The sequence below is a fragment of the Mycolicibacterium arcueilense genome, from assembly GCF_058536225.1.
This window is the reverse complement of the sequence record NZ_JBZTYL010000007.1, coordinates 202854-224772: the sequence shown is the minus strand read 5'-3', so window position 1 is coordinate 224772 and position 21919 is coordinate 202854. Positions and strand designations below refer to the sequence as shown.

20 protein-coding genes are annotated in these 21919 nt (G+C 68.2%); 8 read left to right on the top strand and 12 right to left on the bottom strand.

Going from position 1 to position 21919, the window contains the following annotated elements; genetic code table 11:
- Positions 1–67 precede the first annotated feature (67 nt).
- Both adh and AC4LGL_RS05245 read right to left on the bottom strand, forming a co-directional pair.
- Entirely contained in the window at positions 68–1591 is a 1524-nt protein-coding gene (gene adh / locus AC4LGL_RS05250; RefSeq protein WP_491837919.1) for an aldehyde dehydrogenase, read from the bottom strand.
- 108 nt (positions 1592–1699) lie between these two features.
- On the bottom strand, positions 1700–2965 hold the full coding sequence (locus AC4LGL_RS05245; RefSeq protein WP_491837918.1) for a GAF domain-containing protein: 1266 nt from the start codon (positions 2963–2965) through the stop codon (positions 1700–1702).
- 319 nt (positions 2966–3284) lie between these two features.
- Between AC4LGL_RS05245 and AC4LGL_RS05240 the strand changes: the two genes are divergently transcribed.
- Positions 3285–4697, top strand: coding sequence for a DEAD/DEAH box helicase (locus AC4LGL_RS05240; RefSeq protein ID WP_491837917.1), 1413 nt, complete (start codon positions 3285–3287; stop codon positions 4695–4697).
- A gap of 82 nt (positions 4698–4779) precedes the next feature.
- Here the strand turns inward: AC4LGL_RS05240 and AC4LGL_RS05235 are convergent, their stop codons facing one another.
- From AC4LGL_RS05235 to eccCb, 4 genes are all read right to left on the bottom strand, one after another.
- The gene (locus tag AC4LGL_RS05235) at positions 4780–5076 is read right to left on the bottom strand and encodes a WXG100 family type VII secretion target (protein WP_064883162.1); all 297 of its coding nucleotides are present in this window, start codon (positions 5074–5076) and stop codon (positions 4780–4782) included.
- Between the two features lie 12 nt (positions 5077–5088).
- Positions 5089–5412 carry a WXG100 family type VII secretion target gene (locus AC4LGL_RS05230; RefSeq protein ID WP_491837916.1) on the bottom strand — a complete coding sequence of 108 codons (324 nt, stop codon included), beginning with the start codon at positions 5410–5412 and terminating at the stop codon, positions 5089–5091.
- A gap of 77 nt (positions 5413–5489) precedes the next feature.
- Positions 5490–6638 carry a type VII secretion-associated protein gene (locus AC4LGL_RS05225; protein ID WP_491837915.1) on the bottom strand — a complete coding sequence of 383 codons (1149 nt, stop codon included), beginning with the start codon at positions 6636–6638 and terminating at the stop codon, positions 5490–5492.
- Positions 6635–10393, bottom strand: a complete 3759-nt coding sequence (gene eccCb / locus AC4LGL_RS05220) for a type VII secretion protein EccCb (protein ID WP_491839276.1) — start codon at positions 10391–10393, stop codon at positions 6635–6637. The genes AC4LGL_RS05225 and eccCb overlap by 4 nt, the downstream gene beginning before the upstream one ends.
- Before the next feature lie 122 nt (positions 10394–10515).
- On the opposite strand from eccCb, the gene eccD reads away from it, so the two are divergent.
- Together eccD and mycP are read left to right on the top strand one after the other, a co-directional pair.
- Positions 10516–11856 carry a type VII secretion integral membrane protein EccD gene (gene eccD / locus AC4LGL_RS05215; RefSeq protein ID WP_491837914.1) on the top strand — a complete coding sequence of 447 codons (1341 nt, stop codon included), beginning with the start codon at positions 10516–10518 and terminating at the stop codon, positions 11854–11856.
- Positions 11853–13181, top strand: coding sequence for a type VII secretion-associated serine protease mycosin (gene mycP, locus AC4LGL_RS05210; protein WP_491837913.1), 1329 nt, complete (start codon positions 11853–11855; stop codon positions 13179–13181). Before eccD ends, mycP begins: the two co-directional genes overlap by 4 nt.
- Here mycP and eccB read toward each other — a convergent pair.
- The 3 genes from eccB to AC4LGL_RS05195 are packed head-to-tail and all read right to left on the bottom strand — an operon-like array spanning position 13134 to position 15332.
- A complete protein-coding gene (gene eccB / locus AC4LGL_RS05205) occupies positions 13134–14537 on the bottom strand; it encodes a type VII secretion protein EccB (protein ID WP_491837912.1) in 1404 nt (467 codons plus the stop codon). The genes mycP and eccB overlap by 48 nt on opposite strands.
- 60 nt (positions 14538–14597) lie before the next feature.
- A complete protein-coding gene (locus AC4LGL_RS05200; protein WP_491837911.1) occupies positions 14598–14720 on the bottom strand; it encodes a hypothetical protein in 123 nt (40 codons plus the stop codon).
- Between the two features lie 60 nt (positions 14721–14780).
- The gene (locus tag AC4LGL_RS05195) at positions 14781–15332 is read right to left on the bottom strand and encodes a CGNR zinc finger domain-containing protein (RefSeq protein WP_491839275.1); all 552 of its coding nucleotides are present in this window, start codon (positions 15330–15332) and stop codon (positions 14781–14783) included.
- 92 nt (positions 15333–15424) lie between these two features.
- Here AC4LGL_RS05195 and AC4LGL_RS05190 point away from each other — a divergent pair, with 92 nt between their 5' ends.
- The 5 genes from AC4LGL_RS05190 (at position 15425) to AC4LGL_RS05170 (ending at position 19323) form a co-directional block, all read left to right on the top strand.
- Complete coding sequence (locus tag AC4LGL_RS05190) at positions 15425–16462, top strand: EamA family transporter (protein WP_491837910.1); 1038 nt, start codon at positions 15425–15427, stop codon at positions 16460–16462.
- A 25-nt stretch (positions 16463–16487) separates the two neighbouring features.
- On the top strand, positions 16488–17150 hold the full coding sequence (locus AC4LGL_RS05185; protein ID WP_491839274.1) for a cutinase family protein: 663 nt from the start codon (positions 16488–16490) through the stop codon (positions 17148–17150).
- A gap of 25 nt (positions 17151–17175) precedes the next feature.
- Positions 17176–17856 carry a cutinase family protein gene (locus AC4LGL_RS05180; RefSeq protein ID WP_491837909.1) on the top strand — a complete coding sequence of 227 codons (681 nt, stop codon included), beginning with the start codon at positions 17176–17178 and terminating at the stop codon, positions 17854–17856.
- Positions 17857–17952: 96 nt separating this feature from the next.
- Positions 17953–18585 carry a cutinase family protein gene (locus AC4LGL_RS05175; RefSeq protein ID WP_491839273.1) on the top strand — a complete coding sequence of 211 codons (633 nt, stop codon included), beginning with the start codon at positions 17953–17955 and terminating at the stop codon, positions 18583–18585.
- A 66-nt stretch (positions 18586–18651) separates the two neighbouring features.
- Positions 18652–19323, top strand: coding sequence for a cutinase family protein (locus AC4LGL_RS05170; protein ID WP_491839272.1), 672 nt, complete (start codon positions 18652–18654; stop codon positions 19321–19323).
- A 15-nt stretch (positions 19324–19338) separates the two neighbouring features.
- Here the strand turns inward: AC4LGL_RS05170 and truA are convergent, their stop codons facing one another.
- The 3 genes from truA to AC4LGL_RS05155 are packed head-to-tail and all read right to left on the bottom strand — an operon-like array spanning position 19339 to position 21862.
- Positions 19339–20199 carry a tRNA pseudouridine(38-40) synthase TruA gene (truA, locus tag AC4LGL_RS05165; RefSeq protein ID WP_491837908.1) on the bottom strand — a complete coding sequence of 287 codons (861 nt, stop codon included), beginning with the start codon at positions 20197–20199 and terminating at the stop codon, positions 19339–19341.
- Positions 20200–20215: 16 nt separating this feature from the next.
- On the bottom strand, positions 20216–20746 hold the full coding sequence (gene rplQ, locus AC4LGL_RS05160; RefSeq protein ID WP_491837907.1) for a 50S ribosomal protein L17: 531 nt from the start codon (positions 20744–20746) through the stop codon (positions 20216–20218).
- 60 nt (positions 20747–20806) lie between these two features.
- Entirely contained in the window at positions 20807–21862 is a 1056-nt protein-coding gene (locus AC4LGL_RS05155) for a DNA-directed RNA polymerase subunit alpha (RefSeq protein WP_019347690.1), read from the bottom strand.
- Positions 21863–21919 lie beyond the last annotated feature (57 nt).

Here is a 21919-nt window from a genome sequence, read left to right as displayed (position 1 = left end):
CGCGAACGTGGGCTTGTGTGCGACATTTGCGGGTTTTTTCGCACACAAGCCCACGTTCGGCGGTGGATCAGAAAAAGCCCTGGGCCTTGGTGCCGTAACTCACCAACAGGTTCTTGGTCTGCTGGTAGTGGTCGAGCATCATCTTGTGGTTCTCCCGGCCGATGCCGGACTGCTTGTATCCGCCGAACGCCGCATGCGCGGGGTAGGCGTGGTAGCAGTTGGTCCACACCCGGCCGGCCTTGATGTCCCGGCCGGCGCGGTAGGCGGTATTGCCGTTACGGCTCCACACGCCTGCGCCCAGGCCGTAGAGGGTGTCGTTGGCGATCGAGATCGCGTCGTCGTAATCCTTGAACGACGTCACCGCGACGACCGGGCCGAAGATCTCCTCCTGGAACAGCCGCATCTTGTTGTTGCCGGTGAAGATCGTGGGCGCCACGTAGAAGCCACCGTTGAGATCGCCACCCAGATCGGCCCGCTCGCCACCGGTGATCAGTTGAGCGCCTTCGGATTTCCCGATCTCGATGTAGGACAGGATCTTCTCCAGCTGATCGTTGGAGGCCTGCGCACCGATCATCGTCTCGGTGTCCAGCGGGTCGCCCTGGCGTACCGCCTTGGTGCGGATGGCGGCCAATTCCAGGAACTCGTCGTAGATGTCGGCCTGGATCAGCGACCGCGACGGGCAGGTGCACACCTCGCCCTGGTTCAGCGCGAACATGGTGAACCCTTCCAGGGCCTTGTCCTGGAAGTCGTCGGCCGCGGCCAGCACATCGGAGAAGAAGATGTTCGGGCTCTTGCCACCCAGCTCGAGCGTCACCGGGATCAGGTTCTGGCTGGCGTACTGCATGATCAGGCGACCGGTGGTGGTCTCGCCGGTGAACGCGATCTTGGCGATCCGGTTGCTCGAGGCCAGCGGCTTGCCGGCCTCCACACCGAACCCGTTGACCACGTTGACCACACCGGCGGGCAGCAGGTCACCGATCAGCGACATCAGGAACAGCACCGAAACCGGGGTCTGCTCAGCAGGTTTGAGCACCACGGCGTTGCCCGCGGCCAGTGCCGGGGCCAGCTTCCACACCGCCATCAGGATCGGGAAGTTCCACGGGATGATCTGGCCGACCACACCGAGCGGCTCGTGGAAGTGGTAGGCGACGGTGTCCTCGTCGATCTGGGAGAGCGAGCCTTCCTGGGCACGCAGGACACCGGCGAAGTACCGGAAATGGTCGATCGCCAGCGGGATGTCGGCATTCAGCGTCTCGCGGATCGGCTTGCCGTTGTCCCACGACTCGGCCAGTGCGACGGCTTCGAGGTTCTCCTCGATGCGGTCGGCGATCTTGTTGAGGATCACGGCGCGCTCGGCGGGCGAGGTCTTGCCCCAGGCCGGCGCGGCCGCGTGCGCGGCATCGAGGGCCTTCTCGACGTCGGCCTCGGTGGAGCGGGCCACCTCGCAGAACACCTGGCCCGTGACCGGCGTCGGGTTCTCGAAGTAGCGGCCCTCGGCCGGCGCGACCCACTGTCCGCCGATGAAGTTGTCGTAGCGGGATTCGAACGACATCACGGCGCCGTCGGCACCCGGACGTGCATAAACAGTCATGGCAATCTCCTGCATTCGGACACCGAAATGTGTCGGTAGTCACTAAAGGTAGTCAGCAGTAGGTTGCAGCACAGTTGCACACGTTGCAGGGCGTTCGAACCGACCAAACTAGCCCAGTTCGGAGTCGATACCGGCCAGGTGACCGCGGGCCTGCGCCCTGGCCAACGGGTCGGCGTCGGCATGGTCGTGCAAGACCCGCCAGCCCTGTCGGTCGTCACGGCCGTCGGGCAGTGCCAACCACCGCCGCAGCAGGCCCAGATCGCTGCCGGTCAGCACCGCTTCGCGCAGGCCGGCGCTCAACTCGGTGCGCAGCCGCGCAATCGCCGGCGAGACCGACTGCGGCAGCAACGCGCCCGAGTACGCATCCAGGGCGGCCGAGACGTTCCCGGCCTGCAACGCGTCGTACACGTCACCCATGTCGCTGGCCACCGGCGCCAACAGCCGGTACGGCCGCGACTCGATGTAGCTGCTGCCGATGACCCGCCGCAACCGCGACACCTCGGCGCGGACGGTGACCACGTCGAGGTCCTTGTCGTCGAGCAACATGGCCAGATGATCGGCACTCAGCCCCTCGGGATGCCGGATCAGCAGGACCAGGATGTCGGCATGGCGACCGGTGAGAATGCTGGACTGCGGCCGGCCCGCGGCGTCGGCCATCCGCCAACGCGGGCGGTCCGCGCCCAGCACCGTCAGCCGCGCCGTCTCGGTTTCCGCCGGCTCGGCCGGTCCGGTGAGCCGCAAGAGGGCCAGCTGGTTCTCGACCGCCACAGCAGTGGCCCTGACCAGTGCCAATGTCTGAGGTGTGGCGACCGCGGACCCGCCGGTCAGGTCGATGGCGCCCAGCAGCACCCCGGTGGCCGGGTCGTGCACGGGCACGGCGGTGCAACTCCACGAGTGCACGGTTCGGGAGAAGTGCTCGGACCCCAGGATCTGCAGTTCCCGGTCCAGCGCCAGAGCGGTGCCGGGGGCGTTGGTGCCCGCCGCCCGCTCACTCCAGTCCGACCCCGGGACGAAGTTCATCCCTTCGGCCTTGCGGCGCGCGCCGTGGTCTCCCTCGACCCACAGCAGCGTGCCGTCGGCCGCGGTGATCGCCACCAGTACTCCGGCGCCGACGGCGTCGTCGACCAGCAGCCGACGGATCAGCGGCAGAGTGGGCGCGAGCGGGTGCGTGTTGCGCAACTCGGTCAGCGAAGCGGCCGCGGCAGCCGCCCGGGCGCCCATGTCGGGGTCCACCCCGGTGGCCAGACTGCGTTGCCAGCTCTCCACGATCACGCGACGAACCGGGGTGGTATCCAGGGAATCGGCGTCCACCCGGCCGGCGATGAACAGGTCATGGATCGCGCGCACCTTCGCGGGAAGTGCCCGGGGCGACATCCGGCCTCCCACGCTTCTCGATGCGGCCACCGCTATCACGCTCCCGGCGTCGGGCCATTGACATGGCATTCACGCGTGTCCGCCAGGATAGTTGACCTGCCGGGCCTGTGATGGATCCCACCCGCTGGTCAGGCGCTCGGGAATCGGGAAATCCGCCGATGACCGGTATAGTTGGGCCACGGCGGCTTGTCTGTTCTGCCTTTGCCGCCTTCTCGATCGTCAACCGAGCGCCGCGAGATCTCACTCGCGCCGGGCAGGACGACCGCCCTCTATTTTCGGAGCTTTCATTTTGTCTGTCCAAGAAACCCCTGGCACCGCCGTGCCTACTTTCGCCGAGCTCGGCCTGCCCGCCGAGATCGTCGCCACCCTCGCGGGGAACGGCGTGGAGTCGCCTTTCCCGATCCAGGCCGCGACGCTGCCTGACTCGCTCAAGGGCCGCGATGTCCTCGGCCGCGGCCGGACCGGGTCCGGCAAGACGTACGCGTTCCTGTTGCCCCTGGTGGCACGCTTGGCGACCAGCGGCACCCGCCGGGCGCCGAACCGGCCCCGCGCGCTGATCCTGGCGCCGACCCGTGAGCTCGTCACCCAGATCGAGGCCTCGCTCGCACCGCTGGCCAAGGCCACCGGCCTGCGGTCGGTCAACATCTTCGGTGGCGTGGGCCCCAACCCGCAGATCTCCGCCCTCAGAGGGGGCGTGGACATCGTGATCGCCTGCCCGGGCCGGCTCGAAGACCACATGCGGTCCGGCCACGCCGACCTGTCCGCAGTCGAGGTCACCGTGCTCGACGAAGCCGACCACATGGCTGACCTCGGCTTCCTGCCCGGCGTGAAGCGCCTGCTGGACCGCACGCCGAAAGACTGCCAGCGCCTGCTGTTCTCGGCCACGCTCGACGCCGGGGTCGACGTGCTGGTCAAGCGCTACCTGCACGACCCGGTGGTGCACAGTGTCGATTCGGCACAGTCGCCGGTAACCGCGATGGTGCACCACGTGCTGCACGTGGACAACGCCTCACGGGTCAACGTGGTTGCCGATCTGGCCGCCGCCCCCGGGCGCACCATCGTGTTCGCCCGCACCAAGCACGGCGCGAAAAACCTGACCCGTCAGCTCAATTCGCGCGGCGTCTCGGCAGTCGAGCTGCACGGCAATCTGTCCCAGAATGCCCGCACCCGCAACCTGACGGCGTTCTCCGACGGATCGGCCGGCGTGCTGGTGGCCACCGACATCGCCGCCCGCGGTATCCACGTCGACGACGTCAGCCTCGTCGTGCACGCCGACCCGCCCGTCGAGCACAAGGCCTACCTGCACCGGTCCGGCCGTACGGCTCGCGCCGGCAACGAGGGCACCGTCGTGACGCTCATGCATGACGCACAGGTCTCCGATGTGCGCACCCTGACCAAGAAGGCCGGAGTCAAGCCCACGATCACCCGGGTGAACGGCATCGACCATCCGGTGCTTCGTGAGATCGCCCCCGGAGACCGGGTTTTCGGTGATCCCATCCGTCCCGAGCCGACCACCCAGGCCGCTCCGGCGCCGCGGCGTCAGGGCAACAGGTCCGGGCAGTCGGGCAAGTCGGGCCAGCAGCAGGGTCGCAACCGCCCGAATGGGTCCTCGCGCAACGGCGGCGGCGCGCCCGCAGCCCGTTCCGGGTCCCGTTCCGGGGCCAGTGCAGGCGGGCAACAGCGCGGTGGTGGACACCGCCGTCCCCGTCGCGACTCCGGCTCGGCTCGCTAGCCCGAACCAGACGAAAGTGTGCGGTCCCGCCCGGTCCTCTCCACCGGACGGGACCGCACATGTCTTTCTGGGCTGAGCGGCCTCAGGCTCCCCACGCGTTGGCTGCACTGCGGTCGGTCGCGGCCACCTCGTCGGCACCGTCGCGCACCGCATTGCCCAGGGAGAACAGGATCTCGTTGAGAGCCGCCGCGGCCTGATTCCAGCGGGCCTGCTCGACGGCGTAGGCCTGCGCGGCCTCACGGGTCCAGACCTGCTGCAAAGGCGCGATCTGCGAACGCAATTCATCGAGGGCGGCGTTGAACCGGCTCGATGTCGTGTGGATCTCCTGGCGAACCGAGTACTCGATCTCGCCGAAGTCGTAGGACAGCACGTGATCCATGGCCGGCGCCGATCAGATACCGTCGCCGACGGCGCCGAGCCGCTGCGCGTGAGTGTCGGCCGCAGCGCGCAGCGTGCGCTCGTTGGTCCGGATGGTCTCCGCGATACGGCCCAATGTGGTGTGCAGTGTCAGCGATTCACTGTTCCAGCGGTCCACCACGTCACGGAACCGCGCTGCCGCCACGCCGCCCCACACCGACGGTGGCACACTGCTCATCTTTCCGATGAAGCTCTGCAGCATGGACCGGACGTCGTCGTTGAGCACGTCGATCCGCCCGGCCACACTCGTCATTACCTCGAAGTCGGTGCCCAATGGCCCCGCCGGTCCTGGTGACATGTCCTCTGGCCCTCCGGTCTTGTGTTGCGGGATATAACAATTCGACGCAGCCCGGCCCGGTTTGGTTCCACCCGATTTCAGAACACCGCGTGTGCGGACCGGGTGGCCGCCTCACACGCCCAGCGCACGGCCTCGCCGTGCCCCGGTGCGCTCTGGCACCCGACCGCGATCCGCACGGCACCGTCGACGAACACCGCCCAACGGATCTCCCGCCCGGTTCGGACCTCCCGGTAGCTGACCACTTGTCGGGCAGCGACGACCGCGGACGGCTCGAAGTCGACGAACACCCCCGCGGGTTGCTCGTGCAGGGTGCGCCGCAGAGTGTCAGCCACGGTGCCGTCACCGACACCGGACTGGGTCAGATGGATCATCAGCTCTGGGTCGGTCGGCGAAACCACCTCGACCCGAGCCGATCCCGGCCCCTCGGTGCTTCTTCGCACCGTCCAACCTGCCGGAATCTGCACACCGACCCGACCCTCGATGAGGACCGTCATCGACCGGTGGTCGGTGGGCGGACCGTGAGCGGCGAAGGCGATCCCACCGAGTGCCGCAGCCAAGGCCGAGGCGGCGCACATCGCGAACCTCCCGGTCCGGCTCCGCCTCCCGAGTTGCTCATCGGCCGGGGTATCCGGTGCGACGAGCGTGTTCCGCCAGCTTCGCGCGTCGGCCATGGTCGCCACCACGTCACGATGGCGAAGCGCAGCCACCACCTCGTTCCCCAGTGTCACAGCTCCGGGCACCTCGGCCGGCGCATCGACAACCACCTCTGCCGATCTGCCGGCGATCGCCAGCACCGCGCGCACGACCGTGTCTGCATCCGGACCGTCCTCGGCATGGCGGGCCAGTACGACGCGACCGGCATGGACACCGGACACCATGACGACCTCGTCGGCGATCTCGACCACCGCCGCGGATCCCGCGGGCAGCGATGCACTCAGGGCCTGAACCCGCTGCATCACAACCACTTCAGAGCCCATCGCCGCATCCCGCACGCGGTCGCACCGGTCGGCTGTCCACCACGTCGGACACACCAGGGTGAGCGTCCCGGCCCCGGCACCGGCCGCACCGAGCACCTCGACCCACAGATCCGACACTGCGACCGGTTCGTCCTCGATCAGGACGATGTCGTCATCGATGCCGGCGACCGCGACTGCGGCGAGGTTCGCCGCAACGGGGCCGGGTCCGCGCACGGTCACCGGGCCCACCTCGATGACGACTGACGTCACCGCGCCTCGTCTCCTTCGGGCAGGGCGATCTGGACCAGCTGATCGGGTGCCGCGCGGGTGATCAGCGTGCCACGCCCCGGTGGGAGGCGAATCGGCCGTACCGACCCCAGCAGCACACCGTCGTCGGGACCGGCGCTCATCATCAGGCCCATGCAGCCGAGGTCCTTGACCGCCGACAGCACCGGATCGAACATCGCCCGCGCCGCACCGCCGGAACGGCGGGCCAGCAGCAGGTGCAGTCCGAGGTCTCGGGCATGCGGCAGATAACTCAACAGCGGTGACAGCGGATTCGGTCCGCCTCCGGCCACCAGGTCGTAATCGTCGACCACGACGTAGATCTCGGGCCCGGTCCACCACGAGCGGTCGCGAAGCTCCCGCTGGGTGACCTCTGGACCCGGCAACCGGTTCTTCAGCGTCTCAAGCACTCTCGGAAGTGCCGCGTCCAGCGCCGCGACCGACGCGGCGTATCCGGCCAGATGTCCCGACTCCACCGCGCCCAACAAGGCGCGGCGGAAATCCACGATGAGCAGTTGCACGCTCGCCGGGTCATTGCCCGCCGCCAGGTCGCAGCACAGCGCGCGCAGTGTGGTGGACTTGCCGCATCCGGTGTCACCGAAGATCACCAGATCGGGCTGGGCGTTGAAATCGACCATCACCGGCATGAGTTCGCGTTCACCGAGCCCCAGCAGCACCTCGGTGGCGGGTCGGGTCCGAGACACCGGGCGCAGCTCGTGCCCGTGCACACACGCCGGCAGGAGCCGGATCTCCGGCGCGCGGGCCTCGCCGCACTGCGCCTGCAGAACGTCCCCGATCCGCTCCAGCGCCGCACCGATGCCGGCGTCAGACGGTGTGCCATCCAGCCGGGGCAACGCGACCAACAACTCGCGACCGTCCTGGGTGAGTCCCCGCCCCGGCGCGCACTGGGACAACTGGCGGGCGCGTTTGCGGTCCATCTCGGACTCGGCCGGATCGCCGAGCCGCAACTCGATGCGGGTACCCAGTTGGTCCTTGAACGCGGGACGGAACTCTCCCCACCGCGACGCGGTCGCGACCACATGAATGCCGAATGAAAGCCCCTGCACGGCAAGCGAGGTGACCGTCGGCTCCAGCGCGTCGAATTCGGCTCGGAACGTCGACCAGCCGTCGATGACCAGGAACACGTCACCTGAGAGATCAGCGATCTCCCCGGTATCACGACGGGTCCGGTATTCGGCCATGGAGCCGATACCGAGCGCGGTGAACCGCGCCTCACGGGCGCTGACCAGGGCCTGCATCTCGGCGACGGTGCGCCGGACGAGGTCAGCGTCGGCGCGTCCGGCGACGGCTCCGACGTGCGGCAGGGCTTGCAGTGCACTCAGCGTTCCGCCACCGAAGTCCAGGCAGTAGATCGTCACGTCCCGGGGATGGTGGGTCGCGGCCAGTGCCACCGCCAGAGTCTTGGCCGCCGTGGATTTTCCGGATTGGGGACCGCCGACGATCGCCACGTTGCCCCGGCCGCCGCCCAGCGACAGCATCAGTCGGTCCCGGCGCTGTTCGAACGGTCGGTCGACCAACCCGATCGCGACGTCGAGCGGATCGGGATCCGACAGCAGGACGTCGCTGAGCGGCACGGCACCCGGCAGCGGAGGCAACCAAACCTGGTGGGCCGGTACGCCGTACCCGGCCAACCGATCGACGACCTGCTGCAGCACAGTCGTCGTCGCGGTAGCGGAGGCCCCGCGGCCGGCCGACATCCACGATGCGGTGAACCGCCTGGGACCCGGAGCCTCGAGGGGCCGTTGCTCGGGCACCGAACCGGCAGCGGAGACGAATGCGGTTTGAAATCTGACGATCTCGCCGGCCGGTGTCTTCAGGTAAGCCGCTCCGGGCGTGTTCGGCAGCTCGTACGCATCGGCGATGCCGAGCACCGATCGGGACTCGTTGGGCGAGAATGTCTTCAGGCATATCCGGTACGACAGGTGGCTCTCCAGCCCACGCAGCCGGCCCTCGTCGAGACGCTGACTCGCCAACAGCAGATGCATGCCAAGCGAGCGCCCGAGTCGGCCGATCGCCACGAACAACTCGGCGAAATCGGGGTGTTGCTGCAGCAGCTCGGAGAACTCGTCGACCACGATCAGCAGCGCCGGTAGGGCAGGCAGTTCGGGGTGGCGCCGGTACTCCGCGATGTTGGCCAGGTTCCCGGCCGCCCGCAGCAGTTCCTGACGCCGGGTCATCTCCCCGGCCAGCGCATCGGCCATCCGGGCCACGAGCTGCGCCTCCTCAGCCAAGTTGGTGATCAACGCGCTGACATGACGCGCCCGGTGCAGGCCGAGAAATGTTGCCCCGCCTTTGAAATCGATGAGGACGAGGTTGAGTGCCTCGGGGGAATGTGTGGTGATCAACCCCAGCACCAACGTGCGCAGGAACTCCGATTTCCCCGAGCCGGTCGCACCGACGCACAGCCCGTGCGGGCCCATGCCGTCGTGCGCGGCCTCCTTGAGGTCGAGGTGAACCGGGGTGCCGTCGGCACGCCGCCCGACGGCAACCCGGAGGAACCGCCGCAGATCCGAATTCGTCCACACGCTTGGCGGATCGATGGCGGCCGGGTCGTCGATCCCGATCAGCTCCGGCCAGCCGGCGGCCACGAGCATCGGAGCGCAACGCCACCGCGCCAGCCACCGGGCACAGGTCACGGCCTGTTCGCGGGTCATCCGGTCCGGGCGCGCCGAGACCGCACCGAATCGCACCAGATCGGCCTCGAGGTCCAGATGCAGGTCCGCCGTGGTGATTCCGGCATGAGCCGCGACAGTTAGCACGGTGGCGCCCGCACCGGGCACCGAAACCAGAGGTCCGGCTGCGGTGGAGTCGACGATGACGACGGTGTGTGCCGGCGGATCTGTGGCGGGCAGGTCGGTGAGTGTGCGCAGCCGCAGCGCGACCGGCCCACGCTCACCATCGGGGTACCAGTGGTGGCCAAGCCATTTCAACCATTCCCATTCACCTGCCGTCGCCACGTCGACGACCGCGGCGATGCGCACATACCGCGGGCTGTGTGCCATGGCCAGTTGGCAGATCACCGCGCGCAGCAGGGCCCGTGCCGCGTCGATCGGCCCCTCCACCGCCACGTGCTCGAAGCCGCGCAGGTTCACCGTCACCGGGACGCCTGCCACCGTCGACCGGCGCCGGATCAGTCGGGCCAGAGCCGACGTCGTCACCGGGTCGGCTTCACGGCCGAGGTCGGCGCCACCGGCGATCAGCCTGGTGGACGACGGCCTCTCCCCCACGCCCACGCGCACCTCACAGAACCCAGGGTCATCGGGGACGCTTCGCCACATCTGCTCGCCACCGGCCAGCGTCCACAAACACCTCGGTGCGGGATGCGCGGTATGCAGGCCCAGCCACTGCGTGCGGGCGGATTCACCGGCCACGGTGTCGATCCCGTCCAGGTAGCGCAGGTACTCACCGCGGTCCCGGTGGAGCTGCGCAGCGCGACCGCCGTTCTTCATGCTGTAGGCGGCCGTACCGATCGCCGACATGGCCATCATGATCGGGAACATCATCGCGGCCGGGCCACGTGCCGCGGCCGCACCAGAGGTGACGTACACCGCGACCATGCCGCCCATCGCGACCACGACAAGCAGCGGCAACAACCTGGTCAGCGGGCTGATCGGGTTGTGTTGCGGCAGCGCGGGCGGTGCGTCGATCACGACCTCCGTCACCGGCGACTCCGGTACGGGGAGCTCGCGGGCGGCGTGCGGTGTGCGGATCGGTTCCATCGACATTTGGACGCACGCGAGGCCCGTCGGGTTCCCCTGGGCACCGGAAAAATTGGTGTACGACGGCGCTCGTCGAGTCGGTTAGCGTGGCAGATATCGGCGTCAACCGGGGGGGTGATGCGATGCCGGATTCCTTGTGTCACGTATCGATTCACTGTGGTACGGCTGACGCGGCCGGGCACGGCGCCACGGTCGACCTGTCCTTGCCGGCCGCGATGACCGTAGGCGAACTGCTGCCGTGGATCGTCGACGCGCTCGGCGCCGGCAGCGGTACCCCGCTGTCCTGGCGGTTGGCACACCTGGGCGGACCCAATCTGAATGAGTCGGCAACCCTGTCGCAGAACGATGTTCACGACGGTGATCTGCTGGTGCTTGCCGGTGCCCGCGAAATGCCCACGCCGGATTGGTCGCTGACTGCCGCATTGACCGTGGACTCAGCCGAGGACGCCCTGTCCGACGGACTGCGGGTGGCCGCCTGCCTGTGGGCCTGCGCGCTGGGCGTCGCGGCGCTGGCGTGGACCGGCCTCGCCTGCAGCGGGTTGGACCGCATTGCCGTGGCCGCGGTGCTGGCAGCGGCCGTCACCGCCGTGGCGCTGGCAGCGCCACGTTTCGGCCTGAGTTCGGCCAAGGTCGCGACGCTCGACGTCGCAGCGCTCGCGCACGTGGCGGTCCTCGGTTTCCTCGTCGTCCCGGCCGGGCCGGCGCCGGCGAACTTCTTTCTGGCCGCGATCGCCGCGGGTTCACTGGGCGTGGTACTGATGCGCGTATCCGGTTGTGGCACGGAGATTCTGCTCGCGGTCGTCTCGGTCTGCGGGGTGGTCGCCGCAGCGGCCGGTTTCGCCGCGTTGTGGCCGTCGGCCACACCGGTACTGGGTTCGTTGGTGAGCGCACTCGGGGTGGGCCTGCTGCCGCTGACACCGCGGTTGTCCATTGCGCTGGCTGGCCTGACGCCGTCGGTACCCGGGTATCCCGACGACGAGACGCCAGAGCCGGACGGATTCGACGTCGATGCACGGGCTCTCGTCGGGCACCGGTACCTGGCGGGCCTGGTATCCGGTTGTTCGGCCGCGGCCGCGCTGGGAACCGCAATCCTCACCGTCGCCGGTCCGCAGCGGGTCACAGCCGTCGAGGTCGCGTTCGCCGCGGCAGTCGGTCTGGCGCTACTGCTGCGCTCACGCAGCTACGGGTGGGGCCGTTGCCGCACCGTTGCAGGAATCTGCGGATTCCTTTCACTCACTGCAGCATTCGTCCTCATAGTGGCCTGGAATCCAGGGCACGGAAGCTGGACCGGAGTTCTCGCCGTCGGCACCGGGATCGCCGTGGTCTGGCCGGTCACGATCCACAGCCCGGCCGTAGCTCGGGTCGCGGATGCCCTCGAGTACGCCGCGCTGGCCGCAGTGGTGCCGCTGGCGTGCTGGCTGGCCGGTGCTTTCGACATCGTTGGCGACCTGGCGCTGAGGTGAACAGGTCAGGCCGGTTGGCCGCGGCGCTGATCGTCGGGGTTCCACTGCTGCCCATCGCGCCGGCAGCAGCCGTAGTACCACCGGCAGTCGACGCGACCCTGCTCCCTCGGCCGGCACCAGCGGGACCCGTCGAGCGCACCGAACAACGCCAGCCCTGCTATCAGTCTCCGGCCGACGACACCGCCGCCTCGGCGGGGACCCCGCTGAGCCTGGAGTCGGTTTGGCCGCTCACTCGTGGTGCGGGGCAGAAGATCGCGGTGATCGACACCGGGGTCGCCCGGCACCGTCTGTTACCGCACCTGGTCGGCGGCGGTGACTATGTGTCACGCGGCGACGGTACCGCCGATTGCGACGGTCACGGCACGATCGTTGCCGGAATCGCCGGTGCGGCACCAAGTTCCGGATTCAGTGGAGTCGCGCCAGACTCCGTCATCCTGGCCATCAGGCAGTCGAGCAACAAGTTTGCCTCGGACGGTGGACCGACCGGAGTCGGCGACGTCAACACCCTCGCCATGGCGGTGCGTACCGCAGCCGACCTCGGCGCCTCCGTCATCAACATCTCCTCGCCCGCCTGCGTAGCAGCTTCCGCCGCACCCGACGACCGAGCTCTCGGCGCCGCACTGAGCTACGCCGTCGACGTCCGCAACGTGGTGGTGGTGGTCGCAGCCGGCAACGTCGGCGCGGGTTGCGCGCAGCAGGCAGGTTCCGTCGGTCCCGTCGGCGAGCCCGACTGGAACAGTCTCCGCACGGTGTCCAGCCCGGGATGGTACGACGACCTGGTGTTGTGCGTGGGTTCGGTCGGATCCGACGGCACAGCATCGGTTTTCAGCCTGGCCGGGCCCTGGGTCGATGTGGCCGCACCCGGTGAGAACCTCGTTTCGCTGCACCCCGACGGCGAGCGTCTGATCGACACGATCGGACGGGAAGTACCGATTTCGGGAACCAACTATGCCGCGCCCGTGGTGGCCGGGGTGGCGGCACTGGTGCGCGCCCGGTTCCCGGAACTCAGCGCGCGAGAGGTGATGCGTCGCATCGAGGACACCGCACGCACTCCGGCCGACGGCTGGAATCCGTCGGTAGGGCACGGCGTGGTCGACGCCCTGGCCGCCGTCAGCGGCGGCACGCCGTCGTCTGTGTCCGCGCCGGCCGTTCCGGCCCTGGTAGTGCCGAGCGCACCGGCTTCGATCGACGCCCGGCCCCAACGCATCGCCTTCGGCGGGGCCGCCGGGTGTGTCGGCGCGACCGTTCTGATCGCACTGATGATGGCAGCCAAGCGGTTACGCCGGCACCGCCCGGGCACCGGTCATCGCGTCCCGGGTGACTGAGGCCGCTTCGCGGTTCAGTTCGGGGCCCCGTGGCAGCATCGCGAGCATCGGCCACGGCGCGGGAACTGCGTCGGTCCCCAGACCGAGCGTTTCTGCGGTCGCCCCGTCACGGATCCCGAACAACACACCCAGATCGTTCAACAGGTACAGCGGCCCACCGTCGATGCCGTCGCGGGTCACACCTGCAGCCTGCAGCAGCACGCTGCGGCCACCCGGAATCGCCACTCGATCGATATTCGGGCCGGTGCCGTCGGCCTGTGCCAGTTGCACACTGTGTTCGGGCAGCGAATCTGCCATGGCAACACTGGTATTCGTTGCCGATCCCAGCTGCCTCGGATCCCAGTGGGCGCACACCACCGCACGTGCCCGCGGCAATACCCGCTCCGGGTACCGGGCCACGGAGAGCGTATCGGCCACGGGCACATCGGCCACCACGTCGGCCGGAACGACCGGCGGTTCGCCATGCGACTGTGCCACGCTGAATCGGATGACGTCGGCTGCCACCCGGCCGACGCGTTGGACACCGTCGGTCAGCACCACATAGAACTCGGCGGGGCCGGCGCGTACCACGCGCACCACGGTGCCCACCGCGAGTCCGCCCAGCGCGGCCGGTCCAGGGTTGCCCACGCCCACGATCGACGGCGCCCGCAACGCCGGCGCCTCGGGCACCGAGTCCAACAGGGCCTGCGAAACCAGTTGGACTGAAACACCTTCCAGCTGAAGCGCCCGCACCACGGCGATGTCGCGGAGATCGACCCGCGCCCGCCACCCGTCGGCCAGCAGGTACGTCGCCCCTCCCATCGTGCGCGCCGACACCAGTAACGCCTGACCGCTGCCCAACGCCACCATCCCGCGGTCGGCCCGCCCCGCCAGCAGCACCGTCTCGGCCGGTTCTGTTCCGTCACAGATTGCCCAGTCCGACTCGTCGAGGCTCAGCGGCTGACCGAGCTGGGCCGGGGCGCCTGGGATGCCCACCAGCGGCCCGCGCCGGAACTTGGCGATGGCAGCGGCATTGACCACCACCGGATTCGCCGCCGCACCGACGATGAGCCGGGCCGACGCCAGATCAGACACCGGGTGCACGGTGTCGTCGACACGGACGTACAGGGCGCCGGTATCGCGCGCCAGCAGGATCGGCGCATCACCGGGCACCGATCCTGGACGCACCAGCGCCAGCACCGCACACACCGCGATCGCGACAGCCGTCAGGGCGCAGCCCGCGCCGTAGGCGACCGCCTGCGCGCGCAGCGGATCGTCGAGCATCCGCGCATCACCGCGAACCAACGCGTGTGCCGTGCGCCGCAACAGGAATCGATGCCCGCTGAGCTGTAGCCGAGTGGCAGATCGCCGTGCCATATGTCCCCCGGCAATCACCCTAACCCGGCCTGAGGCACGCCCCGCGCAGTGTTTCCGGCGTCAGCTCAACGTGTAGGTGAGCCCGTGTCCGGCCAGTCCGTCGAGGAATACGCGCGGCTCGACGATCTGTGCCGGACTCAAGGCTCCGGTGGCAGCGAATGCGTCGTCGAGGGTTGTCCCCACGATCGAGGCCGCGATGGGAGCCGTCAGATCGAAGATGCCGTCGGCGCTCAGGGCGGTGGTTCAGTCCTCGCGCTGACGCTGCCGGTAGGCCGCGACGTGCTGGCGGTTACCGCAGTTGCCGGTGTCGCAGAAGATGCGGGAGCGGTTTCGCGACAGGTCCGTCAGCACGGCCTCACAGTCCGGAGCCGCGCAGATCTTGAGCCGACGCAGTTCGCCGCCACGGATCAGGTCGGCCAGTGCCATCGCCATCTCGGCGCCCATCCGCTGCGCGAGCGGATCGTCGACCGACGCCAGGTGCAGGTGCCACTCCGGCATCTCCTTGTGCCGCGTCAGCCACGGCGCTGCGTTGGTGTCACTCAGCAGGGCGTTGACAAGGCGGACCGCCTCTTCCTCGTCGTCGGCCACTGCCCAGACCTCCCCTATGCGCCCGCGCAGTGCGCGCACCGCAGCCAGTTCGGCGTCGTCTCGGTCGCGCCGACCGGTCCAACCGAAGTCATCGAGATAGGCACTCAGATCGGCCTGGTCAGATAGTTTTTCGCCTTCTACCCGATCGGTGTTCACCAACACCATCGCAGCCCGAAGCGTGAGCTCCGTGTCATAGGTAAAAAGCATTTGACTCATGACCCCCTGTCGCCGTACCGTCAACCCTACTGTCATTACCATAATCGATTTTACTCATGACACGTCTCAGGGGAGGTGTACCGATGACTGCCGAAGCCCAGCTCGACCGCACGACCGCCGACAACCACTTTCGGCTCGGCCTACTGTTCGCCGTCAGCTCCGCGCTGGCGTTCGGCTCATCGGGACCGTTCGCCAAAGCCCTGATGGAATCCGGGTGGAGCCCCACCGCCGCCGTCACGGCCCGACTTGCCGGCGGCGCCCTGATGATGGCCGCGTTCGCCGGCGTCGTCCGGCCCGGCTGGACCCGCGAGGTACGCGACCACGCCAAGACAGTCATCGGCTATGGCCTGATCCCGATCGCCGGCGCACAGCTCTGCTACTACAACGCCGTCGCACACCTGTCCGTCGGCGTGGCGCTGCTGCTCGAGTACACCGCCCCGATCCTGGTCGTGGGCTGGGTCTGGGCCACCACCCGGCACCGCCCCAGCGCGCTGACCTTCGGCGGCGTGGCCGTCGCCATCGCCGGCATCGTCCTGGTGCTCGATGTGTTCAGCGGCGCCCAGATCAACCTCGCGGGCGTGAGCTGGGGCCTGGCCGCCGCGGTGTGTGCGGCCTGCTACTTCATGATGTCCAACAAGGCCAGTACCGACGGCGACGGGCTCAGCCCGATCAGCCTCGCTGCCGGTGGTCTGATCATCGGGACCGCGGCCGTCGCGCTCCTCGGCATCACCGGCGTCATGCCACTGACCTTCACCACCAACCCCGTCACCCTTGCCGGGCACACCACTGCGTGGCTGGTGCCGGTGATCGCACTCGGCCTGATCCCCACCGCCCTGGCCTACACCCTCGGCATCGTCGGGATCGCCAGACTCAAGCCGCGCTTCGCCTCCCTGGTCGGGCTCTCGGAGGTACTGTTCGCGGTCCTCATCGCCTGGATCATGCTCGGCGAGGCGATGTCGGTGAGCCAGGCGATCGGCGGCGCCGTCGTCCTGGTCGGTCTCGCAGTGGCCCGTCAGGGTGACCGCGGCGAGCAGGCGGACCCGGAAGCGCCCACCCAGGTCGAGCTGGCGACCTGGCCCGATATGGCCATGCAGGAAAGGTCCGAACGGGCAAACGATTAGCCGTGGCTAACCATTTTGTGTGACTATGTTGCCCGTGAGTCTCCTCCGGAAGTCGGCCCGGGTGGCCGCGATCGTCTCAACCCTGGTCAGCGCAGCTTTTCCGCTGGCGCTCGCCGCACCTGCCACTGCCGAACCGTGCTCCGACATCGAGGTCATCTTCGCCCGCGGCACCAACGACGCGCCCGACCTGGGCAGGCCGGGACAGGCCTTCGCCGACGCGCTGCGCTCCCGGGTCGGCGGCCGGACGGTATCGACCTACGGGGTGAACTACCCGGCGAGTTACGACTTCCTGACCGCAGCCGACGGTGCCAACGACGCCGCCAACCGCATCGCCACGCTGGCGTCCTCGTGCCCCTCCACACGGGTCGTTCTCGGCGGGTATTCGCAGGGCGCCGCCGTCGTCGACATGCTGGCCGGCATCCCGCCGCTCGGCAACCGGGTCGGAGAAGTCGGATCGGCACCGCCACTGGCGGGTGACCTGGTCCCCCAGGTCGCCGCAGCGGTCGTCTTCGGAAACCCGTCGGCCAAATTCGGCATCCCGCTCACCTCGTCGGTCTTCGGCGGCAAGGCGATCGACATCTGCAAGGACGGGGACCCGATCTGTTCGCGGGGCCGGAACCCGTTCGCGCACAGCGACTACGTTGGCATGGCGGATCAGGCCGCCAACTTCGTCGCGGGAATCGTCTAGTCAACCGCAGACGTTAGGATTTGGTGTGGCTATTGATCTTGTTCGTCGCTGCGCCGTGTTCGTGGCGGCAGCGCTCACCGCTGCTGCTGCCGTTATCGCACCGGTAGTGGTGCCAACCTCCACCGCGGGGCTCGGCACGGCACTGCCCGTCGCCAAGGCCGCGGATTGCCCCGATATCGAGGTGGTCTTCGCCCGCGGCACCAATGACACGCCTGGCCTCGGCCGGATCGGCAATGCGTTCGTCAGTTCGCTGCGCAACAAGGTCGGCGGCCGTTCAGTCGGCGCCTACGCGGTGAGCTACCCGGCCAGTTTCGACTTCCTGGCTGCGGCCGGCGGCGCCAACGACGCTTCCGGCCACATCCAGTGGATGGTGGACAACTGCCCCAACACCCGACTGGTGCTGGGTGGCTACTCCCAGGGCGCCGCGGTGATCGACGTGATCGCCGCCGTTCCGTTCCCGGCCGTCGGCTTCAACGCACCGCTGCCGCCCAACGTCCCGGAGCACGTCGCCGCGGTCGCCGTCTTCGGTAACCCGTCGGCCAAACTCGGTCTGCCGCTGACCTCCAGCCCGGTGTACGGGGGCCGCGCCATCGACCTGTGCAACCCCGGCGATCCGATCTGCGGCGACGGCGACAGTGTGCAGGCACACCGGGCCTACGAAGGTCCGGCCAACGATGCCGCGAACTTCGTCGCCGGACTGTTGTAGGCCGCGTCCGCTACCATCGCTGAGGTGGTCGAACTCCCTGTGAACAGCCACGTAGCCCGACGGCTTCGGCGCTGGATCGGTGTCGCTGTCATCTTCGTGGCGGCCGTTGCCGTCCTGCCCGCCACGTCGGCTGTCGTGCCCGGCTCTGTCGCCGTGGCCAATGCCGCCCCATGCCCTCCGGTCGAGGTCGTCTTCGCCCGCGGTCGTACTGAACCCGCCGGGGTCGGCACGCTCGGGAACGCGTTCGTGAGCGCGCTGCGGTCCAAGTCGAACAAGAACATCGGCGTCTACGCCGTCAAGTATCCGGCCGACACCGAAGTCGACATAGGTGCCAACGACATGAGCGGGCACATCCAGTACATGATGAACAACTGCCCGGACACCCGGTTGGTGATCGGCGGGTATTCGCTGGGCGCCGCAGTCGCGGACGTGGTGCTGGCCGTTCCGTTCACCGGCTTCGGCTTCAAGACTCCGCTGCCCGCAGGCGCCGACGGGCATATCGCCGCAGTCGCCCTGTTCGGCAACGGCGCCGCGTGGGTCGGTCCCATCACACGCTTCAGCCCGGTCTATGCCGACCGGACCATCGAGCTGTGCCACGGTGCCGATCCGATCTGCAACCCGGCCGATCCGGACACCTGGAAGAACAACTGGCCCGATCACCTGGCCGGCGCCTACATCGACGGCGGAATGGTCAACCAGGCCGCGGATTTCGTGGCCGGTCGCATCTGAAACGACGTCGACCGTCGCCGGATCGTTGCCTGACCGGCACCTAACCTCGACGTTGTCGTCAATACCATCGAATGCGTGATTGTCCGCCGGATGTTCACCGCGCTCATCACCACACTGACTGCCGTCATGACGCCGATGACGGTAGTTCCCAGCATGATTGGCGTTGCCAATGGTGCCGTGTGTCCACCGGCGGAAGTGGTGTTCGCCCGCGGCCGGATGGAACCCCCGGGTCCCGGTCAGGTCGGCACCGCGTTCATCAAGACACTCCGGGCCCTCCGAGGCCCGAACATCAGCTTCTATCCGGTGAATTACCCGGCGGACACCCAGGTTGACGTGGGCGCCAACGACATGAGCCGGCACGTGCAGTGGATGACCCGCAATTGTCCGAGGACCAAGCTCGTGTTGGGCGGTTACTCGTTGGGCGCCGCCGCCACCGATCTGGTTCTGGCCATGCCGGTTTCGGCATTCACCTTCAACAGTCCGCTGCCGCGCGGCACCGATCGGCACATCGCCGCAGTGGCGTTGTTCGGCAACGGCGCCAACTGGGCCGGCCCGATCACCTTGTTGAACCCGACGTATCAGAGTCGCACCATCGACCTCTGCCACAGTGACGACCCGGTCTGCAATCCGAGCAGCCCGTACAACTGGCGGGCCGGCTGGCAGGACCATCTGGCGCCCGGCTACATCCGCTCGGGAATGGTGGCGCAGGCGGCCAAGTTTGTCGCCGCCCGGCTCTGAGGTTCCCAGCGATGCTCAGAGCGTCCGCATGTCCCGCGTGACCGTGTTCCGGCCGGCCAGTTGATCATCCGGCGGATAGTCGACCTGAACGAGCGTGAGCCCACGCGCAGGTGCGGCGGCGAAATCACTGGAGCGGCTCGATTCACCCAGGAGTCCGGCGGTCCAGTCCGCAGAACGCCTACCCTCCCCCACCGCCAGAATCGCGCCGACCAACGAGCGAACCATGTTCCAGCAGAAGGCATCCGCGGTGACATACGCCGTCACATAGTGCCCGTCGCGCACCCACTCCAGCCGCTGGAGGTCACGAATCGTGGTGGCGCCCGGGCGGGGGCGGCAGAACGCTGCGAAATCGTTGAGTCCCACCAACTCCCGCGATGCGGCGGCCATCGCGTCGAGGTCCAGGGACTTCGACCACGGGGTGACGAAGCGCGCCTCGGACGGCTCCACCCCGTAGGGGGCGAGACTCAGCCGGTAGGTGTAGTGCCGGCGCAGTGCCGAGAACCTGGCATCGAAACCCGCAGGCGCCCGGACGATGTCGCGGATCCGGACATCGGTCGGCAACAGCCGCGCCAATCGTCGCACCAGCGGGGTGAATTCAGCGTCAGCCGGACGGGTCGTGCGGGGATAGGCATGCGCGACGGCATCGACGGGGATGTCGACATGGGCAACCTGGCCGGTGGCATGCACCCCGGTGTCGGTGCGGCCCGCGGTACGCGTCACCACCGGCGTGCGGAACACCGTCGAGAACGCCTCGTCGATCACCCCGGCCACGGTGCGCTGACCAACTTGCGTCGCCCAACCCGCGAAATCGGTTCCGTCGTAGGCGATGTCCAGGCGCAAACGAACATGCCCGCCACCGGAATCGATGGCGGGCATGTCGTTCAATGCCTGGTTAGGACTTGGCTTCATCCTCAGAAGCCGCCTCGTCGGCCGGAGCCTCGTCAGCAGCGGCCTCTTCGGTCGCCTCGACCTTGGCTTCCTCAGCGGGAGCCTCAGCCTCAGTTTCAGCAGCCTTGGCCTGCGCCGCGGCGGCACGACGTGCACGGTCCGCCTCGGAGGTCACGGTCTTCTCCCGCACCAGCTCGATAACAGCCATGGGGGCGTTGTCGCCCTTGCGGTTCTCGACCTTGATGATGCGGGTGTAGCCACCCTCGCGATCGGCGAAGAAGGGGCCGATCTCGGCGAACAGAACGTGCACGACGTCCTTGTCGCGGATCTTCTTCATCACCTCGCGGCGGTTGTGCAGCTCACCCTTGCGGGCATGGGTGATCAGCTTCTCGGCGTACGGACGCAGCGCCCGGGCCTTCGGCTCGGTCGTCTTGATGCGGCCGTGCTCGAACAGCGACGTGGCCAGGTTGGCCAGGAGCGCCTTCTGGTGCGAGGACGACCCGCCGAGGCGAGCACCCTTGGTGGGTTTGGGCATTGCGACTATCTCCTAAATGGGGCCGGTCCCCGTATCAGGTAGGACCGGGACGGTAATTCTTTAGAGCTGCTCGGTCTCGGCGTAGTCCTGGGTGTCGTCCAGGTCGTAACCGCCGGCATCCGCGGTCCAGGTGCCGGTGGCGGCGTCGTAACCGGCGACCTCGGACGGATCGAACGTGGCCGGGCTGTCCTTGAGCGAGAGACCCAGCTGGTGCAGCTTGATCTTCACCTCGTCGATGGACTTCTGGCCGAAGTTACGGATGTCCAGCAGGTCGGACTCCGTGCGGGCAACGAGCTCGCCCACCGTGTGCACACCCTCGCGCTTGAGGCAGTTGTACGACCGGACGGTCAGGTCCAGATCGTCGATCGGCAGCGCGAAGCTGGCGATGTGGTCTGCCTCGGCCGGCGACGGGCCGATCTCGATGCCCTCGGCCTCGACGTTGAGTTCCCGTGCCAGACCGAACAATTCGACCAGGGTCTTGCCGGCCGACGCCAGGGCGTCACGCGGGCTGATCGAGTTCTTGGTCTCGACGTCGAGAATCAGCTTGTCGAAGTCGGTGCGCTGCTCGACACGCGTGGCCTCCACCTTGTAGGTGACCTTGAGGACCGGCGAGTAGATCGAATCGACCGGGATACGGCCGATCTCAGCGCCCGAGGCCTTGTTCTGCACGGCCGGGACGTAGCCGCGACCGCGCTCGACGACGAGCTCGACCTCCAGCTTGCCCTTGTCGTTGAGGGTGGCGATGTGCATGTCCGGGTTGTGCACCGTGACACCGGCCGGGGGCACGATGTCACCGGCGGTGACGGCACCCGGGCCCTGCTTGCGCAGGTACATGGTGACCGGCTCGTCCTCCTCGGAGGACACGACCAGGCCCTTGAGGTTCAGGATGATGTCGGTGACGTCTTCCTTGACCCCGGGGACGGTGGTGAACTCGTGCAGCACACCGTCGATGCGGATGCTCGTGACCGCTGCGCCCGGGATGGACGACAGCAGCGTGCGCCGCAGCGAGTTACCCAGCGTGTAACCGAAACCGGGCTCCAGGGGCTCGATGACGAACTTGGAGCGGTTGTCGGCGAGGGTTTCCTCGGACAGTGTGGGTCGCTGAGAGATCAGCATGGTGTTTCTTCTCCTTCTCGGCACCCGCTATTTGATGCCGTCTGGTACCTACCGGTC

Coding starts and splice junctions, on each gene's coding strand:
- AC4LGL_RS05155 (WP_019347690.1), bottom strand. CDS start 21,862: ATGCTGATCTCTCAGCGACCCACACTGTCCGAGGAAACCCTCGCCGAC.
- AC4LGL_RS05230 (WP_491837916.1), bottom strand. CDS start 5,412: ATGTCACCAGGACCGGCGGGGCCATTGGGCACCGACTTCGAGGTAATG.
- AC4LGL_RS05195 (WP_491839275.1), bottom strand. CDS start 15,332: ATGCTTTTTACCTATGACACGGAGCTCACGCTTCGGGCTGCGATGGTG.
- truA (WP_491837908.1), bottom strand. CDS start 20,199: ATGCCCGCCATCGATTCCGGTGGCGGGCATGTTCGTTTGCGCCTGGAC.
- AC4LGL_RS05245 (WP_491837918.1), bottom strand. CDS start 2,965: ATGTCGCCCCGGGCACTTCCCGCGAAGGTGCGCGCGATCCATGACCTG.
- AC4LGL_RS05235 (WP_064883162.1), bottom strand. CDS start 5,076: ATGGATCACGTGCTGTCCTACGACTTCGGCGAGATCGAGTACTCGGTT.
- eccCb (WP_491839276.1), bottom strand. CDS start 10,393: ATGGAACCGATCCGCACACCGCACGCCGCCCGCGAGCTCCCCGTACCG.
- rplQ (WP_491837907.1), bottom strand. CDS start 20,746: ATGCCCAAACCCACCAAGGGTGCTCGCCTCGGCGGGTCGTCCTCGCAC.
- AC4LGL_RS05185 (WP_491839274.1), top strand. CDS start 16,488: ATGTTGCCCGTGAGTCTCCTCCGGAAGTCGGCCCGGGTGGCCGCGATC.
- eccD (WP_491837914.1), top strand. CDS start 10,516: ATGCCGGATTCCTTGTGTCACGTATCGATTCACTGTGGTACGGCTGAC.
- AC4LGL_RS05190 (WP_491837910.1), top strand. CDS start 15,425: ATGACTGCCGAAGCCCAGCTCGACCGCACGACCGCCGACAACCACTTT.
- adh (WP_491837919.1), bottom strand. CDS start 1,591: ATGACTGTTTATGCACGTCCGGGTGCCGACGGCGCCGTGATGTCGTTC.
- eccB (WP_491837912.1), bottom strand. CDS start 14,537: ATGGCACGGCGATCTGCCACTCGGCTACAGCTCAGCGGGCATCGATTC.